14 protein-coding genes are annotated in these 15,252 nt (G+C 62.4%); 2 read left to right on the top strand and 12 right to left on the bottom strand.

Going from position 1 to position 15,252, the window contains the following annotated elements; all coding sequences use genetic code 11:
- Positions 1 to 14: 14 nt before the first annotated feature.
- On the bottom strand, positions 15 to 2,207 hold the full coding sequence (locus METAC_RS22835; protein ID WP_051335457.1) for a TonB-dependent receptor: 2,193 nt from the start codon (positions 2,205 to 2,207) through the stop codon (positions 15 to 17).
- A gap of 285 nt (positions 2,208 to 2,492) precedes the next feature.
- Here METAC_RS22835 and METAC_RS0107890 point away from each other — a divergent pair, with 285 nt between their 5' ends.
- Positions 2,493 to 4,499, top strand: a complete 2,007-nt coding sequence (locus METAC_RS0107890) for an acetyl-CoA carboxylase biotin carboxylase subunit (protein ID WP_026606601.1) — start codon at positions 2,493 to 2,495, stop codon at positions 4,497 to 4,499.
- An 82-nt stretch (positions 4,500 to 4,581) separates the two neighbouring features.
- Here METAC_RS0107890 and METAC_RS0107895 read toward each other — a convergent pair whose 3' ends face one another.
- Positions 4,582 to 5,100 (bottom strand): Hsp20/alpha crystallin family protein, encoded by a 519-nt coding sequence (locus METAC_RS0107895; protein ID WP_026606602.1) that lies wholly within the window; start codon positions 5,098 to 5,100, stop codon positions 4,582 to 4,584.
- A gap of 285 nt (positions 5,101 to 5,385) precedes the next feature.
- Between METAC_RS0107895 and METAC_RS0107900 the strand changes: the two genes are divergently transcribed.
- A complete protein-coding gene (locus METAC_RS0107900; RefSeq protein ID WP_026606603.1) occupies positions 5,386 to 5,691 on the top strand; it encodes a hypothetical protein in 306 nt (101 codons plus the stop codon).
- 23 nt (positions 5,692 to 5,714) lie between these two features.
- Here METAC_RS0107900 and METAC_RS0107905 read toward each other — a convergent pair whose 3' ends face one another.
- The 10 genes from METAC_RS0107905 to pqqB all read right to left on the bottom strand — a co-directional run bounded on the left by METAC_RS0107905 (position 5,715) and on the right by pqqB (position 15,168).
- A complete protein-coding gene (locus METAC_RS0107905; RefSeq protein ID WP_026606604.1) occupies positions 5,715 to 6,320 on the bottom strand; it encodes a riboflavin synthase in 606 nt (201 codons plus the stop codon).
- 2 nt (positions 6,321 to 6,322) lie between these two features.
- Positions 6,323 to 7,435: a bifunctional diaminohydroxyphosphoribosylaminopyrimidine deaminase/5-amino-6-(5-phosphoribosylamino)uracil reductase RibD gene (gene ribD, locus METAC_RS0107910; RefSeq protein WP_026606605.1), complete on the bottom strand. Its 1,113-nt coding sequence runs from the start codon at positions 7,433 to 7,435 to the stop codon at positions 6,323 to 6,325.
- Positions 7,432 to 7,950: a transcriptional regulator NrdR gene (gene nrdR, locus METAC_RS0107915; protein ID WP_026606606.1), complete on the bottom strand. Its 519-nt coding sequence runs from the start codon at positions 7,948 to 7,950 to the stop codon at positions 7,432 to 7,434. Before nrdR ends, ribD begins: the two co-directional genes overlap by 4 nt.
- A gap of 31 nt (positions 7,951 to 7,981) precedes the next feature.
- Positions 7,982 to 9,286, bottom strand: coding sequence for a serine hydroxymethyltransferase (gene glyA, locus METAC_RS0107920; RefSeq protein WP_026606607.1), 1,305 nt, complete (start codon positions 9,284 to 9,286; stop codon positions 7,982 to 7,984).
- A gap of 205 nt (positions 9,287 to 9,491) precedes the next feature.
- Entirely contained in the window at positions 9,492 to 10,835 is a 1,344-nt protein-coding gene (locus tag METAC_RS22840) for a L,D-transpeptidase family protein (protein WP_036255385.1), read from the bottom strand.
- Positions 10,836 to 11,241: 406 nt separating this feature from the next.
- The gene (gene ldtR / locus METAC_RS0107930; protein WP_026606608.1) at positions 11,242 to 11,754 is read right to left on the bottom strand and encodes a transcriptional regulator LdtR; all 513 of its coding nucleotides are present in this window, start codon (positions 11,752 to 11,754) and stop codon (positions 11,242 to 11,244) included.
- Between the two features lie 629 nt (positions 11,755 to 12,383).
- Positions 12,384 to 12,950 (bottom strand): HPF/RaiA family ribosome-associated protein, encoded by a 567-nt coding sequence (locus METAC_RS0107940; protein ID WP_026606610.1) that lies wholly within the window; start codon positions 12,948 to 12,950, stop codon positions 12,384 to 12,386.
- A 42-nt stretch (positions 12,951 to 12,992) separates the two neighbouring features.
- Entirely contained in the window at positions 12,993 to 13,394 is a 402-nt protein-coding gene (locus tag METAC_RS0107945; protein ID WP_026606611.1) for a DUF3775 domain-containing protein, read from the bottom strand.
- A gap of 74 nt (positions 13,395 to 13,468) precedes the next feature.
- The gene (gene pqqC / locus METAC_RS0107950; RefSeq protein WP_026606612.1) at positions 13,469 to 14,239 is read right to left on the bottom strand and encodes a pyrroloquinoline-quinone synthase PqqC; all 771 of its coding nucleotides are present in this window, start codon (positions 14,237 to 14,239) and stop codon (positions 13,469 to 13,471) included.
- Positions 14,236 to 15,168, bottom strand: a complete 933-nt coding sequence (gene pqqB / locus METAC_RS0107955; RefSeq protein WP_026606613.1) for a pyrroloquinoline quinone biosynthesis protein PqqB — start codon at positions 15,166 to 15,168, stop codon at positions 14,236 to 14,238. Before pqqB ends, pqqC begins: the two co-directional genes overlap by 4 nt.
- Between the last annotated feature and the right edge of the window lie 84 nt (positions 15,169 to 15,252).

Genomic DNA, 15,252 nt, shown 5'->3' on the forward strand with positions numbered 1-15,252 from the left:
TCGGCTTTCCGCTTTCAGAATTTCTGCGCAATTCCCACGTAGAATCCACGAAGCGGCCCATATTGCGGCGCGAACACGCCAATGCCCGAGCCGTCTCTCACTTCATAAACTCGGTCGAAGAGATTGATCACGTCGAAGCGCAATGTGAGCGGTCCCACGCCGACCTCTTGTATCGGAAATTCATGCGAGACGCCGAGATTGACCTGAGCATAGGGAGAAACATGCTCGGTGTTGGCGAAGCCGCTGCGCAGGCCGCTCCCATAGATGAGATCGGCGCTGATCCTCGTTCCATTCCATAGATAGGAAACGCCGCCCGATCCCGTCAGGGTTTGCGCATGATCGGTGTAGACATAATGGCTTGAAATATAGGCGTATTCGTCCGCACCGAACAAATATTGATTTGACGATGGCGAGGTGGCGCGCTGCCGCGCCCAGGCGAAATTGGCGTAGGCGCGGAAATTTTCGTTCTGAAAATTCAATGTGAACTCGACGCCTGTGTTGTAGGCGCGGTCATAATTGAATGCGGTCAACACGAGCGCCTGGCCGAACTGGCCGTCATCGAGAAGGTTTTTCGCGCGCTTGTAATAAGCATCGACCGCGGCTTCGAGGCCCGGAAGAATCTTTTGCGCATATCCGGCGTCGATATAGCTCGAGCGTTCGGGTCGCGCCGCGCTGTTCAACGTGACTTCCGGCTGCAGGGTCGTATTCGCGTAAGGCGCGACACTGACCGGAGCGGCGAGGCTTTGCGGAGGGGGCGTGAAATAGCGGGCAAATCCGGCATGCAGCGTCCCGCCTTGAATCGGATGATAGACGAGGCTGATGCGCGGACTGAGTTGATTGGCGTTCACATATTGAACCATCTGGTCAAAGCGAAGCCCCGCATTCAATGTCAGTCGATCGGCGATCCTCCATTCATCGCTCGCATAGAGGGAGCCAAGCCAACCGACTTTCTGGACTGCCTGCGTAATGTTAAAAGGCGCGTCGATCGGATTGCCGAGAGCGTCGAGAGGCAGCACCACATTCGAATCCGACGCATCCGATTTTTCTGCGCTTGCAAGAAACCCGAACCGCAATGTGTGTGGTCCGAGACGAGCGGCGGCGTCGCCCTGGAGGCCGTTCACAAAGCTCTCCCGCGCGACGTCCGACGCGACGCCGTTGAAGACCAGATCTCCGATGGGATCGGGCGTGAAATGGAGATTGCTGATGCGCGAAAAGAAGGCCAGCTGCGCATCGAGATTGTCGACGGATCGCTGCACGGCAAGAACATTGTAGAAGGTCTGCTCGAGCTGATTCTCGTTCAACAGCGATGAATTGAAATTGTCGTGGCCATAGGCTGTAAATTGCGGCGGTTGGCCCGGAGAGTTCGGAATCTGATATTTGTTGATGGCCATGCCGGAGATGAAGCTCACGCGCGTCGCGTCGTCCAGAATAGTGGAGACATATCCGAAATATTTGCCCTGCCGCGTCAAATCGTGAATCGCGTCATAGCTCGCGGTCGGGTTCTCCACGCCCATGTCATTGCTGAAATATCGGCCCGTCATGAAAAACTGGGTTCGCCCGATCGCGCCGCCATATTCCATATAGGGGCTGAACGTCGCCTGCGCGCCGCCATAGACGCCGACGAGCCCGCCCGGTGCCGACACGCCGCTGCGCGTCAAGACATCCACGAGCCCCGCCGTCCTTAGGCCATATTGCGCCGGAAGAACGCCGGTGATCAAAGACAGGCTTTGCACGAAGCTCGTTTCCAGAACCTGTCCAAATCCCGAGACGCCATCGGGCAAGAGAATGCCGTTGATTCGGTATTGAACATTGGCGTGCTCGTTGCGGACATGGAGCCCGCCGCTCGCCGCCGAATCCTGCGTCACGCCGGGCGCCTGCAAAAGAACCTTGTTGAACGGCGTGTTATCGCCTTGCGGCGTCGCCTCGATCGCCTGACGGTCGATTTTGTAGGCGTTCGCGCCGACCGGCGCATAAATATCGCTTCGCGCTTTGTCGAATTTTTCGGTCTCGAGCACGAATGCCGGATCAGGAACCAGACTCGGCGCGAGCGGAGATGGGCCGGCTTGCGAAGCCGACGGCGCCGCAGCGGAGACGACGTCAATCGGCGCCAACTGCACTTGCGCTTCGGCCGCTGGAGCCAATGGCGGAACGACCGACGCAAAGATCAAAAGCCCACCCCAGATTTTCTTCTTCTGTCCGCCAGACATTTCAGCATTCCCTTACGCGCCAGATACGATGTTATAACATTACATCATTCGCGGCGGTCAAGCGGGCTGGCGGGCGCGCCTCCGCGATCCAGGGAGACCGTTGCACAAAGGCGACAAGCATAGGGCGCGGACGCAGGGGGCGAAATCGGCCGCAGCGCCTCAATTCGATTATCCAGCGTCACAACCTTCAAGCTTTCGTCGATAGACGCAGCCGAGCGGCTTGCCGTAGGATTCATCTTCGCGCCTCTTTTTCGCGGCGCGCGCGGCCCTAAATTCGAGGCGCATATGTTCAAGAAGCTGCTCATCGCGAATCGCGGCGAGATCGCCTGCCGGGTGATCAGAACGGCGCGACGCATGGGCATAGCGACTGTCGCCGTCTATTCGGAGGCCGACAAACATGCTCAGCATGTCGCGCTCGCCGACGAGGCTCTGCCTATAGGCCCCGCTCCCGCGGCCCATTCCTATCTCGCAATCGAGAAGATCCTGGAGGCCTGCAAGCAAAGCGGCGCGGAGGCAGTTCATCCAGGCTATGGATTTTTGTCAGAGCGCGCCGATTTCGCCCAGGCGCTCTGCGACATGGGCGTCGCCTTCGTCGGCCCGCATCCGCGCGCGATCGAGGCGATGGGCGACAAGATCGCCTCGAAAAAGCTCGCGCGGGCCGCCAATGTCTCAACCGTTCCCGGCTTCGTCGGCGCAATCGAGGATGAAGCCCATGCGCGCGCGATCGCCGAGGAGATCGGCTATCCGGTCATGATCAAGGCCTCCGCGGGGGGCGGCGGAAAGGGGATGCGCATCGCCCATTCCGGCGACGAGATCACCGATTGCCTCGCCCGCGCGGCGTCGGAGGCAAAGGCCTCGTTCGGCGACGAAAGACTCCTCATCGAAAAATTCATCGCCGACCCACGCCATATCGAAATTCAGGTCTTGGGCGACAAGTATGGCGGGCTCATCCATCTCGGCGAGCGCGAATGCTCGATCCAGCGGCGGCACCAGAAGGTGGTGGAGGAGGCGCCCTCGCCTTTCGTGGACGAAGCCATGCGCCGCGAGATGGGCGAGCAGGCGATCGCGCTCGCCGCAGCCGTCAATTATGACTCCGCCGGCACGGTCGAATTCGTCGTCGCTCAGGACAAGAGCTTTTATTTTCTCGAAATGAACACGCGGCTTCAGGTCGAGCATCCAGTGACCGAACTCGTGACCGGGGTCGATCTCGTCGAGGAAATGATCAAGGTCGCGGCGGGCGCGCCGCTGTCGATCAGCCAGAGAGACGTGCATCTGCGCGGCGCGGCAATCGAAAGCCGCATCTACGCCGAAGATCCGGCGCGCAATTTTCTGCCCTCGGTCGGCCGTCTCACGACCTACCGCCCCCCAGCCCAAGGCCATGAGGACGGGATCACGCTCCGGCTCGACGGCGGCGTCCTGGAGGGCGACGAAATCTCAATTCATTATGATCCGATGGTCGCGAAACTCGTGACACATGCCGGCGACCGGGCGGCGGCGATCGACGCGCAGGCGCGCGCGCTCGACCAATTCGCGATCGAGGGCGTGGGCCATAACATTCCGTTTCTCGCCGCCTTGATGGCGCATCCGCGCTTCAAGGCGGGAGATCTCTCGACCGCGTTCATCGCGCGCGAATATCCTGGAGGGTTCGCCCCGCTTGCGCCAGAAGGCGAGGCCGCGCATCTGTTCGTCGTCGTCGCGGCCGCGATGGATCACTTGTTGAATGAGCGCAAACGGTTGATCTCCGGCCAGATGCGCGCCTCGGTCCCCGTCGCGTTTGAACGCGACCGATCCGTCATACTCGGGAAGACCCGCCATGACGTGAAGCTCGAGGAGGCAGACGACGGCCTGCAGATCCGCTTCGAGGCGACCGGCCATCTTCATCAATGCGCGTCGGATTGGGCGCCCGGACGCCCGATCTGGACCGGCGTCGTCGACGGCGAGGAGGTCGGCTTCCGCATCCGCTCCCTGCTCAACGGCTGGAGTTTGGCTCACGGCCCTTATGCCGCGCAGGCCTATGTCTACACGCGCCGAGAAGCCGAGCTCGCCGCGCTGATGCCCGACAAGCGCCCCGCCGACCGCACAAAGCTGCTACTCTGCCCTATGCCGGGCTTGATCAAGGCGATCAATGTGTCCGCTGGGCAGCAGGTCAAGGCCGGCGAGACCCTCTGCGTCGTCGAGGCCATGAAAATGGAGAACGCGCTGCAGGCGGCGCAGGACGGGACCGTCAAGAAAATCTTCGCCCGCGAAGGCGAATCGCTGGCCGTCGACGCCGCGATCATGGAGTTCACGTAGAAGATCATGGGGTTCGCATGGAGCATGTCTTGATGGGCTTGCTCCATGCGAGGGCGCCGCAATTCGCGAGGCCGCGCTTGCGTCAATGCTTGGTCGGGTTGTTGATGGCGATCCGCCTCGCTTTTGTCATGGCCGGCTCGGTTTTCGGCAACATGACCTTGAGCACGCCATTTTTGAACGAGGCTTCGATCTTGTCCTCGGCAACATCGGCGCCGACCGGGATCTGGCGCTCGAAACGGCCGTAGAAGCATTCGCTGAACTGGCGGTCCTTGTCCTCGATCTCCGATTTCCGCTCGCCGCGAATGACGAGATTGCCGTCGCTCAGCAGAAGCTCGACGTCTTTTTCCTCAAGGCCGGGAATTTCGGCGGTGACGGTGATGTCTTTTTCCGTTTCGGCGACGTCGATCCGCGGCCAGCCCATATGGGCGAAGCCCATCCTACGGCCGACAGGCGCCGGCGCGTCGAACCCGCGAAAAGCTTCGTCGAACAGCCGGTTCATCTCCCGCTGCAGCATAAAGAACGGGCTCGACCTTTCGCCGCGGAATAGATCCGGCGCGGACTCGGAGCCCCTCGTCCAAGGAATGAGATCACGCATATTCATGGCTTCTCCTCCTGATCTGCGGACGCGCGGACGGCAAAGCCAAGCCGTCGCTCTTCCCATTCGCAGATGGGAACCCGTCCGGCAGCTAGAAGCTGGTGAGGAGTCACTCCCTTTCAAGAGGCCGGCGTCGATGAAATCCCCGGCTGCGATATTTGGTCCTAGTCGCTTCGTCGGGCTCGTTAATTAACCTCTTGCGCCATAGCTCGGGCCGCGCCATTCTTTCCGGCCTAGCCGCCCGACGCCCGCGGCGATCAACCGGCGTTCGGCCTCGACCGGAGAAGGGCCATGACCATCATCGAGCATGATTTCGGCAAGAAGGATCGCGACAGCGTGCGGCGCTTCGCCAGGCTCACGAGCCTCGAGGCTCAGCATGAAGCCAAGGTTCTGGCCAATCCCCTGCCCTATCTCGACCGCGCCAATGAACGGATCTCGCAGCTCGAAATGGCGCTTCAGGACGCCGGCGCCGCCGCGAATTTCACGCTCGGCGCCGATCCCGCGGCGGAGCCCGAGATGGTCCTTGTCGACAAGGCCGAATATGCCCGCCTTCTGCGCTGCAAGGAAATCGTCGAGGCCGCGATCGCCAAATTATAAGGGCGAGCGCTGCACGTCTTGGGCTATGGCTGCGTCTCCGCCAGCCGCGCCGCGTAGCGCGCCATCAGGTCGACTTCGAGATTGACCTCATCGCCGACGCGCCGCTCGCCCCAGGTCGTGACCTTTAACGTATGCGGGATGAGCAGGACGGAAAAAAGATCGCCCTCGACGCTATTCACCGTGAGCGATGTGCCATCGAGCGAAACCGAGCCTTTTTCGGCGATGAACCGCGCCAGCGCCTTCGGCGCGCGGAATTGGATGCGCCGCATCTCGTCGAAATCATCGATAGCGACAATCACGGCGAGCCCATCGACATGGCCGGTCACGATATGGCCGCCGAGTTCGTCGCCAATTTTCAAGGAACGTTCGAGATTGATTCGGCGTCCCGGCTTCCATTCAAGCGCATTGGTCCGCGCCAGCGTCTCCGCCGCGACATCGACCTCGAACCAGCTCCGCCCGTCGCTCGCGCCACTGTCGACCACAGTCAGGCAAGGCCCGCCGCAGGCGATCGAGGCGCCGAGCGCGATCGTCTCCGCCGGATAGCGACAAAGGATCCGGACGCGGATAAGTTCGCCGCGCGGTTCGACCGAGGCGACCTCGCCGACATCGCTCACAAGACCGGTGAACATGGTTAGAGCACCCTTTCATAGCGCGTGAGGCGATCCTCGCCGATCTGCCGCTGCTCGACCTTGACATAGCGCGTCGGATCGCAGAGCGCGGCCAATGCCCTCGGATCGAGGCCGGCGAGGCCGGCGCGCCCCAGCGATTTCGCAGCGGAGAAAATCATCACCTCGTCGGCGAGGCCTTGCGCGATGAGGCTCGAGGCGACGCGCGGTCCACCCTCGCTGAAGACGCGCGTAACGCCGCGTTCGCCGAGATGCTCCAGGGCTGCGGCGAGATCAATCCGTCGCGCTGGATCGCGGCGCACATGAGCGATCTCGATTTTTTTCTCGCGCAGACGCGACGCCAGACTCTCGGAGGCGCCCTCCCCGGCGATGATCAGCGTCGGATGCGCCTCGGCGGTCGCGGCAAGCCGCGAGGCCGAAGAAAGGCGAAGATCGCTGTCGAGCGCCACGCGCAAGGGTTTGCGCGACTCAAGGCCGGGAAGCCGCACGTTCAGCAAAGGATCATCGGCGGCGACGGTCCCGCCGCCGACCATGATGGCGTCATGCAGGGAACGCAGGACATGCACGAGCCCATTCGCATACGCGCCGGTTATCGCCAGGCGGGGGTCATGGCTTCCTCCGGCGGCATAGCCGTCCGCCGTCAAGGCGAGCTTCAAAGCAACCATCGGGCGGCGGTTAGAGACGCGCAGAATATGGCCGAGATTGGCGCGCCGTGCTTCCCCGGCGAGCACGCCTTTCGTCACTTCCAGCCCGGCGTCGGCCAGGATTTTATGGCCGCGGCCGGCGACGCGCGGATCTGGATCGCAAAGGGCGTAGACGACGCGTGCGACGCCCGCCTCGACGATCGCCTCGGCGCAAGGCGGCGTCGCGCCATGATGGCTGCAGGGCTCTAGGGTGACATAGATCGTAGCCCCGCGCGCGCGCTCACCAGCCGCGCGCAACGCTTCGGTTTCAGCGTGAGGGCGCCCGCCGGGCTTGGTCCAGCCACGCGCTAGAATGACCCCATCCTTGACGATGAGCGCGCCGACAGCCGGGTTGGGCGAAGTGAGGCCGAGGCCGCGTCGGCCAAGGGCGATCGCCGCCGCCATAAAGCGCGCGTCGGTCTCCGTTTCGTTCATGCCCGGCTCGGCGAGCGCGCCCGCGTCGCCGGCGGCTCCGGTTCCTCTTCCGGCGCCGCCGGCGCGCCATTCGCCAATTCGTCGATCAAAGTATTGAAGTCGCGCGCTTCGCGGAAATTGCGATAGACCGAAGCGAAGCGCACATAGGCGACGCTGTCGAGCGCGCGCAGGCCTTCCATGACGAGCTCGCCGATCCGCTCGCTCGGAATTTCGCTTTCGCCCTGGCTTTCGAGCTGGCGCACGATCCCATTGACCATGCGCTCCACCCTTTCGGGATCGACCGGGCGCTTGCGCAAGGCGACTTCGAGCGAGCGCATCAGCTTTTCCCGCTCGAAGGGAACTCGCCGGCCGGATTTCTTCAGGACCGTCAATTCGCGCAATTGCACGCGCTCGAAAGTGGTGAAGCGTCCGCCGCAATCCGGACAGACCCGCCGCCGGCGGATGGATGACGAATCATCCGTCGGCCGCGAGTCCTTCACTTGAGTTTCAAGACTGCTGCAATAGGGGCACCGCATGGCGGCCCTGCCTCAATGTGTCGACGCCGCCTCAATAAATGGGGAAGCGATGGGTCAATTCGATAGCTTCGGCCTTGACCTTGGCCTCGACCGCGCCATTGCCGGCGTCGCCGTTCTTGGCGAGCCCATCGAGCGTCTCGGCGATCAATTCGCCGACCTTCTTGAACTCAGCGACGCCGAAGCCGCGCGAGGTCGCGGCCGGAGCGCCGAGCCTGATGCCGGAGGTCACCATCGGGCTCGCCGTGTCGAAGGGCACGCCATTCTTGTTGCACGTGATCGAGGCGCGCCCGAGCGAGGCTTCCGCCGCCTTGCCGGTGAGCTGCTTCGGCCGCAAATCGACGAGCATCAAATGATTGTCGGTGCCGCCGGAGGCGAGATCGAAGCCCGCGTCCTTGATCGTGGTGGCGAGAACCTTGGCGTTATCGACCACTTGACGCGCGTAAACCTTGAATTCCGGGCGCAGCGCCTCGCCGAAAGCGACAGCCTTGGCGGCGATGACATGCATGAGCGGACCGCCCTGCAGGCCCGGGAAGACCGCTGAATTGATCTTCTTCGCGATCGCCTCGTCATTGGTCAGGACCATGCCGCCGCGCGGACCGCGCAACGTCTTGTGGGTCGTCGTCGTGACGACATGCGCGTGGGGGAACGGCGACGGATGGACGCCGCCAGCGACCAACCCGGCGAAATGCGCCATATCGACAAAGAAATAAGCGCCGACCGAATCGGCGATCGCGCGGAAGGCGGCGAAATCCCAATGCCGCGGATAGCCGGAACCGCCGGCGAGGATCAGCTTCGGCTTATGTTCTTCCGCCAAACGCGCCACAGCGTCGATGTCGATCAAATGATCGTCGCGGCGCACGCCATAGGCGACGGGCTTGAACCAGCGGCCGGACAGATTGACCGGCGAGCCATGGGTCAAATGGCCGCCCGCCGCGAGATCAAGGCCGAGGAACGTGTCGCCCGGCTGAAGCAGAGCCAGAAAGACCGCCTGATTCGCCTGGCTGCCGGAGTTCGGCTGGACATTGGCGAAGCCGCAATCAAACAGCCGCTTCGCGCGCTCAATCGCCAGAGTCTCGGCGATGTCGACGAATTGGCAGCCGCCGTAATAGCGACGCCCCGGATAGCCCTCGGCATATTTATTGGTGAGGACCGAGCCTTGCGCCTCGAGCACGGCGCGAGAGACGATATTCTCCGAAGCGATCAGCTCGATTTCGTGCTGCTGCCGGCCAAGCTCCAGCTCGACGGCCTTGGCGATCTCCGGGTCGCTGTCGGCGAGACGCGCGGCGAAAAAGGAATTGGGGGCGGGCCCGCCCGCTGCGGCGTTGGACTGGCTCATGGCTTGCGAGCTCCTGTGGAAAGAGCCGGGCTCAAGCTTCGCCGTGGGATCGGAGAAGCGCCCGACTTGCGAGGCTTGTGAATGGCATTGGCCTTAGCATGACGAATCGCGGGAGTGAAGGCCGCTCGGCGCCTCCATTCCCGCAAGATTTCCGTCCAAATGCGGCCTGCGTTAAAGATCCCGGCGAGGATGCCGGGCGCCGGCGCTATTCGTCGTCGCTCAAGGGTTCGAGAGCCTGGTTGCGCGCGCTGCTCGCCGTTTGCGGCAGCGGCACGGGCTGTATGATCTGCGGGCTCGCGGCCGCCGAGGTCGTCGGCCCGGCGGCGGCGCCGACGGGGCCGAAGCCGTCGCGTTGATAAATGTCTTCGCGGAACTGGGCCAGTCCTTCGGGCGTGGACCAAGCCGTGACATAGACCCAATAGACCGGCACGGGGGTCGCCAGCTTGGCGTCGATGCGCTGCCCCGAGCGGATCGCCTCGTCTATATGCTCGCGGTCCCAGCCGGGGGTGTCCTTGAGCAACCAAGCCACATAGTCGCGCACATTCTGAACGCGGATGCAGCCGGACGACACAAAACGGTCGTCGTCGCCAAAAATGCCCTTCTCCGGCGTGTCGTGCATATAGACGCCATAGGGATTATTGATATTGATGCGCACAACGCCGAGCGAGTTCAGGTCGCCGCCCGGATCTTGGCGAAATTTGTAATTGATCGCCTCCAGCGAATTCCAATTGACCTGATCCGACTGCAGCTCCTGGCCATCCTTGTTGAAGATGCGGATCTTGTGGTCGTTCAGATAATTCGCGTCCTTCTGCATCCGCGGGATCAAATCCTTGCGAATGATCGAGGCCGGCACCGTCCAGTAAGGGTTGAAGTTGATGTCGATCGCCTTGGTCATCATGACCGGGGATTGCCGGTCGATCTTGCCGACGCCCGCGTTATGGCGCGTCGCGACCACGCCGTTCTCGACCGTCTCGACCGCCATCGCCGGGATGTTCGCCATGACGAAACGTTCGCCGAGATTGCCGGAATAAGAACGCAGGCGAACGAGATTGATCTCAAGCTGGCGCAGCCTCACGTCGGCCGGCACATTGAGCGCGGCGAAGGTTTCCTTGGAGACGACCCCGGTCTCGCTGAGGCCATGGCGGGCCTGGAAATGCTTGACGCCGGCGTCGACATAGGAGTCGAAGATCGGCGAGGCGCCGACCGAGGGATCGAGATCGCCGGAGGCGGCGAGCCTGCGCCGCAGCGCGACCACGGCCGGTCCATTGGCCCCGAGCTTCAGAACATGGCTGGCCGGAACCATGTTCCAGCCGCCGTTCGCGACGATCTGGCGATAGCTCTCGATGGCCTGCTCGGTCGCCGAGAAAGTCTGCAAGGAGAGGACCGGCGTGTTCGAGCGCGAGATCGCGAGGCGCGGATCGGCGTCGTAGCGCTGCGCCCATTCGGCTTGCTCGCCGAAAAGACCTCCGCCTTGCGCGGCGAGCGCGCCTGACGCCGGAGCCAGCGCAACACCGGCGAGCAAAGCAGCAAAGATCGATCCGCGCGCCATATCCCGACGCGCACTGCCGAGCAAATCTGTCGTCACTTTCAACTCCACCTTTGGACAACGCCGCCCGGGGGAGCCGAGCGATGCGCCGTCGCCTGCGCTCGTCTCGACTTCAGGTCGTCGCCGTCTTGCGCGTTCCGCAATTAAATCGGTTGCGGAGGTCCGCACGAAAGACTCAAGGCTGCGCCGCCAATCGCTACGCTCTCGGAAGAGCATTTCGAGGGCTCCGCCGCAAGTCAAAGCGGTGTGACCGCCTTCCCTCACGTTAGCGCCGCGATGGTTAACAAGACAGAAACAGGGCGGCGATTCTATGGCGAACACGGATCATTTGCGTCAAAGGCGATCAAGCAATGTCAAAACAATGGCGTCGGCAGGACGTCGGCGCGGGCGGGGCCATGTTCAGAAAGGATCAAAGCCTGAACCGAATTTGATCGGTCCAAAACCGCTCCAGCCGAACCAAAGCTTGGTTCAAGCGTGCGAACTCGTCGGAGTTGATGCCGCCGATCTGCTCGACCGTGACGACATGCTTGTCATAAAGGCCAGCGACGATCTCATGCACCTCGCGGCCCTTCTCGGTGAGGCTGATGCGGACCGCGCGGCGATCGATGCGCGAGCGGGCGTGATGAAGATAGCCGGTCTCGACGAGCTTCTTGACATTATAGGACACATTCGAGCCGAGATAATATCCGCGCGTGCGCAATTCGCCGGCAGTCAGCTCATTGTCGCCGATATTGTAGAGAAGAAGGGCCTGTACGGAGTTCACGTCGCTGCGGCCGCGGCGATCGAATTCGTCTTTGATCACGTCGAGCAAGCGGCGGTGCAACCGTTCGACGAGGGTCAAGGCTTCGAGATAGACCGGACGGACCTCGGCGATCTTCTCCGCCCGGGCCTGCGACGCTTCGGTCTTCAGCGCATTGATCATGACTCAATTCCCTAGTTTTTTCGAATCGCGGCGCGATTGCATTTGCGCCTCTATGAGATGAAAAATAATAGGGGCCGGTGAAAGCCAGTTTAAGTAATAAGCTGAATCCAGCGTTTACATGGGCCGATAAATCAAGCATGAAATAAAGGATAAATTTACGATTCAGCGACTTTTAACCTCACACTACGTCGTTAATTCTAGGTTATTTGTAATTATAAAGCTAAATTCAAAGTAAATATGCAGTATAATGCTTCATGCTGCATCAGACAAAGGCCAGTTTCGTGACCAGTAATTTTCGTTGTCCAGATCCGCGAAGACGCTCACGTTCGGCGCGCCCGCCAAGCTTTCCGGCGACATGATATTCCAGCACGGAGCGCTCGACTTCTCCATATGCGGTCAAAGTCGAGCGCATCTGCTTAGGCGCCAGGGTTTCACACGCGGAAGCCCGGCCGCCGGCGACGCGGGCGCCGGCGCCCCATCGGCCTGTTGCAGCCGCGCACCACGCGTCGAGCTTTATGCGCGCGCTTTCGAAAAAGGCGGGAAGGAACGGCCGAGGCGATTTCCGATTCGACGGAATCGGAAACGGCGCCAGCCGGCGCGCATAGGCGCGCGCGTCACGGCCGCCGGTCCTAAAGCAAATGATGCTTCCCAATCAAACGAACCGTCGTCGCCTGCGGGCCCTTCTCGCCGATTTCCTCGACGAACCTGACCTCCGCGCCGACCGTCAGGCGGTCGAAGGCGCCGTCGAGAACGCTGTGGCGGTGGAAATAGATCTCCCGGCTGTCGGAGGTCTCGATGAATCCATAATCCTCGCCGGCGAGAAATTTCGACACTCGCCCATGGTCCTCGACCTCGTGAGGCTTGACCTGGCCCCGCATCTCGCGCACGGCGTCCTCGACCTGCCGTTGAGCCGCGGCGAAGGCGTCCTTGATCGCGACGGCGTAATGCTCGTGCTCAGGAGCGTCGCCATGGGTCTTGGCGACAATAACGTCCTTATGCTGCGGCATGGCGATGCGTATGTCGACCTTATAGAGATCGCCCTTCTTATGCCGGGTCTGCGGGGAGATAACCGCCACATTGCAACTGGTGATGCGGTCGGTGAATTTCTCGAGCCTCTGGGCCTGTTTTTCGACCTCGGCGCGAATCTCCTCCGACGGCTCCGAATTCTGGAAAGTGATTTCGAGAGGAACTTGCATTCGAGCCTCCATTTTTCCGGCGCACGGCGCGCTGGCCCGCGCTCAGAGGCGACCGATTTCGAAGCCTTCGCAGGATAGGTCGAATCTCGAGAGGCCTTCTTCGAGATAATCAGACACCAATGGGATGCCGATCAAATAATCCGCGGTCGAGCCCTCGCGCCGGCTTCGCGCCTCGGCGACTGCGATCTTCCATTCCTCCGGCGAGAAATCCCCGCGGCCGATCCAGCAGAGCGCGACGAGCTCGCTTTGCTCGTCCTCGTCCATGCCGTCGATGAATCCTTTCAGCTCCTTGCGGACGCTGTCGTCCTTCCCCGAGGCGTAGACGCTCACAAATTGATCGTCGCTGGCGTTCGAATCATCGGCCTCCAGACCTTCGTCCTGAATGTCGAACTCGCGCGCCTTGACGATGACGAAACAGACCTTATCGGGGTTGATGTCGGGCATGGACGTCTCCCCGCCGCGCCTCGGCGGCAGGAGCTTTTTCTAATCCCGCCCCCTCCCCTGCGTCTTGCGGCAGATCAATTCGACGTCGCGCCGGCCGGGCGGAAAGCGCCGGGCGGAATCAGGGCCGGCGTCACATAGGCATGATGCAGCGCATCGAGCTGCGCCCAGAGCACGTCGCATTTGAAGCGCACAGCGCCGACGCAGGCCTCCTGCTCCGCCCTCGTCTTTGCATTCGCCTTGACATAGGCCAGGGCGAAATCGGAATCGCGCGGGGCCTGCGCCAATCGGCGCTTGAAATAAGCCATCACGCTATCGTCGATGAAGCTGTAATTCTCGAGCATGCCGGCGATCCGCTCGCGATGAATGGTCGGCGCGAAAAGCTCGGTGAGGGAGGAGGCCACCGCGACGACGAGCGGCTGCTCGCGCACGAAGCGCACATAGGATTCGACAATATGCCGCGTCGCCGGCAACGCGCCTCGGAACGAGGTCACATAATCGCGGTCGAGGCCGAGGCCATCGGTCAAGATCAGCCAGCGCTCAATGCCGCCCGGCTCGTCGCCGAGGCCATCGTGGTCATGGATGCGGCGAATCCATTCGCGCCGCAATTCGCGGTCATGCACGCGGCTGATGAAGGACGCGTCCTTGCGCGGCACGGCTTCCTGATAGCAATAGCGGTTGAGCGCCCAGGCCTGGACCTGGCCCTTGTCCAGCTTGCCGCCATGGAGAAGCTTATGGAAGGCGTGCTTGTCATGGTAGCGCTCAGCCCCGACGGCGCGGATCGCCGCGTCAAACTCCTCAGGGGACCAAAGTTCGGCGACTCCGGCTTGCGATTGCGCCTCGCTCATAGGGACAGCTCCATTCCGTCGTAACCAATCTCCCAGCCCGCCGCCTCCGCCGCCTTGCGCTCAGGCGAAAATTCGTTGAGCACGGGGTTGGAATTATTGATGTGAATATAGACTTTGCGCGCGACGCCGAGCGGCGCGAAGCTAGCGATCGAGCCCTCCGGCCCGGACATATTCACATGGCCCATGCGCGCGCCGGTTTTGCCGAGAAGGCCCTGCTCGATCATCTCGTCGTCATGCCAAAGCGTGCCGTCGAAGAAGGCGAGCTTCGCCCCGCGCAGGCGCCGGGCCAAGGTCTCATCGATCTTGGCGCAGCCTGGAACATAGAAAAATTCGTCGCCGGTCGCGGGATCGCTGATGCGTAGGCCGAGCGTGTCGCCGATCTGCGTGCCGAAATTCGGCCCCGCCGCCGCATCCTCAAGATAAAGGGCGATCTTACCCTCGACAGGAAAGGCCTCGACCGTGAGGCCGAGATCGACGCCGCCGCCTGCGAGCTTCGTCGGCGTCTCGATCGCCAGGACGCGCCTTTCGACGCGTTCGGGCGCGAGCACGTCGAAGAGCGCATTGCGGGCGAGCACGTCGAGCACGCGCTGCGCGCCATAGACCGCGAAGGGCTGGGCCTCGCGCAGGGTCAAAAGCCCGGCGACATGATCGACGTCGCCATTGGTGAGGATGACCGCCTTGATCGGGCTATTGCGCGCGGGTCCATCGGCCCGCGCCGCGAGCGCGGGGTTTTGCACGAGCTGCGCGCCGAGATCGGGCGAGGCGTTGAGCAAGACCCAATCCCGCCCGTCGCGGCTGACGGCGAGGGAAGATTGCGTGCGCGGCCGAAACCCCGGCGCGCCGGCGCGCGCGGCGGCGCAATTGCGGCAATTGCAATTCCATTGCGGAAAGCCGCCGCCGGCGGAGGACCCGAGAATTCTGATCTGCATGAGCGCCCTGACCCTGAAGCGCGAGCGCGGCTCGCCATTGCGGCGGCGCGCCTTCGGCCGCTCCTTTTATTGTCTTTCGCGCCA

The organism is Methylocapsa acidiphila B2 (assembly GCF_000427445.1).
In the GTDB taxonomy this organism is placed as follows: domain Bacteria; phylum Pseudomonadota; class Alphaproteobacteria; order Rhizobiales; family Beijerinckiaceae; genus Methylocapsa; species Methylocapsa acidiphila.

What these genes read in the sequence shown, in the direction of transcription:
- METAC_RS0107905 (WP_026606604.1), bottom strand. Translation starts at nt 6,320, where the DNA reads ATGTTCACCGGTCTTGTGAGCGATGTCGGCGAGGTCGCCTCGGTCGAA.
- glyA (WP_026606607.1), bottom strand. Translation starts at nt 9,286, where the DNA reads ATGAGCCAGTCCAACGCCGCAGCGGGCGGGCCCGCCCCCAATTCCTTT.
- METAC_RS0107945 (WP_026606611.1), bottom strand. Translation starts at nt 13,394, where the DNA reads ATGCCCGACATCAACCCCGATAAGGTCTGTTTCGTCATCGTCAAGGCG.
- METAC_RS22835 (WP_051335457.1), bottom strand. Translation starts at nt 2,207, where the DNA reads ATGTCTGGCGGACAGAAGAAGAAAATCTGGGGTGGGCTTTTGATCTTT.
- ribD (WP_026606605.1), bottom strand. Translation starts at nt 7,435, where the DNA reads ATGAACGAAACGGAGACCGACGCGCGCTTTATGGCGGCGGCGATCGCC.
- pqqC (WP_026606612.1), bottom strand. Translation starts at nt 14,239, where the DNA reads ATGAGCGAGGCGCAATCGCAAGCCGGAGTCGCCGAACTTTGGTCCCCT.
- METAC_RS0107890 (WP_026606601.1), top strand. Translation starts at nt 2,493, where the DNA reads ATGTTCAAGAAGCTGCTCATCGCGAATCGCGGCGAGATCGCCTGCCGG.
- ldtR (WP_026606608.1), bottom strand. Translation starts at nt 11,754, where the DNA reads ATGATCAATGCGCTGAAGACCGAAGCGTCGCAGGCCCGGGCGGAGAAG.
- pqqB (WP_026606613.1), bottom strand. Translation starts at nt 15,168, where the DNA reads ATGCAGATCAGAATTCTCGGGTCCTCCGCCGGCGGCGGCTTTCCGCAA.
- METAC_RS22840 (WP_036255385.1), bottom strand. Translation starts at nt 10,835, where the DNA reads ATGGCGCGCGGATCGATCTTTGCTGCTTTGCTCGCCGGTGTTGCGCTG.
- METAC_RS0107900 (WP_026606603.1), top strand. Translation starts at nt 5,386, where the DNA reads ATGACCATCATCGAGCATGATTTCGGCAAGAAGGATCGCGACAGCGTG.
- nrdR (WP_026606606.1), bottom strand. Translation starts at nt 7,950, where the DNA reads ATGCGGTGCCCCTATTGCAGCAGTCTTGAAACTCAAGTGAAGGACTCG.
- METAC_RS0107895 (WP_026606602.1), bottom strand. Translation starts at nt 5,100, where the DNA reads ATGAATATGCGTGATCTCATTCCTTGGACGAGGGGCTCCGAGTCCGCG.
- METAC_RS0107940 (WP_026606610.1), bottom strand. Translation starts at nt 12,950, where the DNA reads ATGCAAGTTCCTCTCGAAATCACTTTCCAGAATTCGGAGCCGTCGGAG.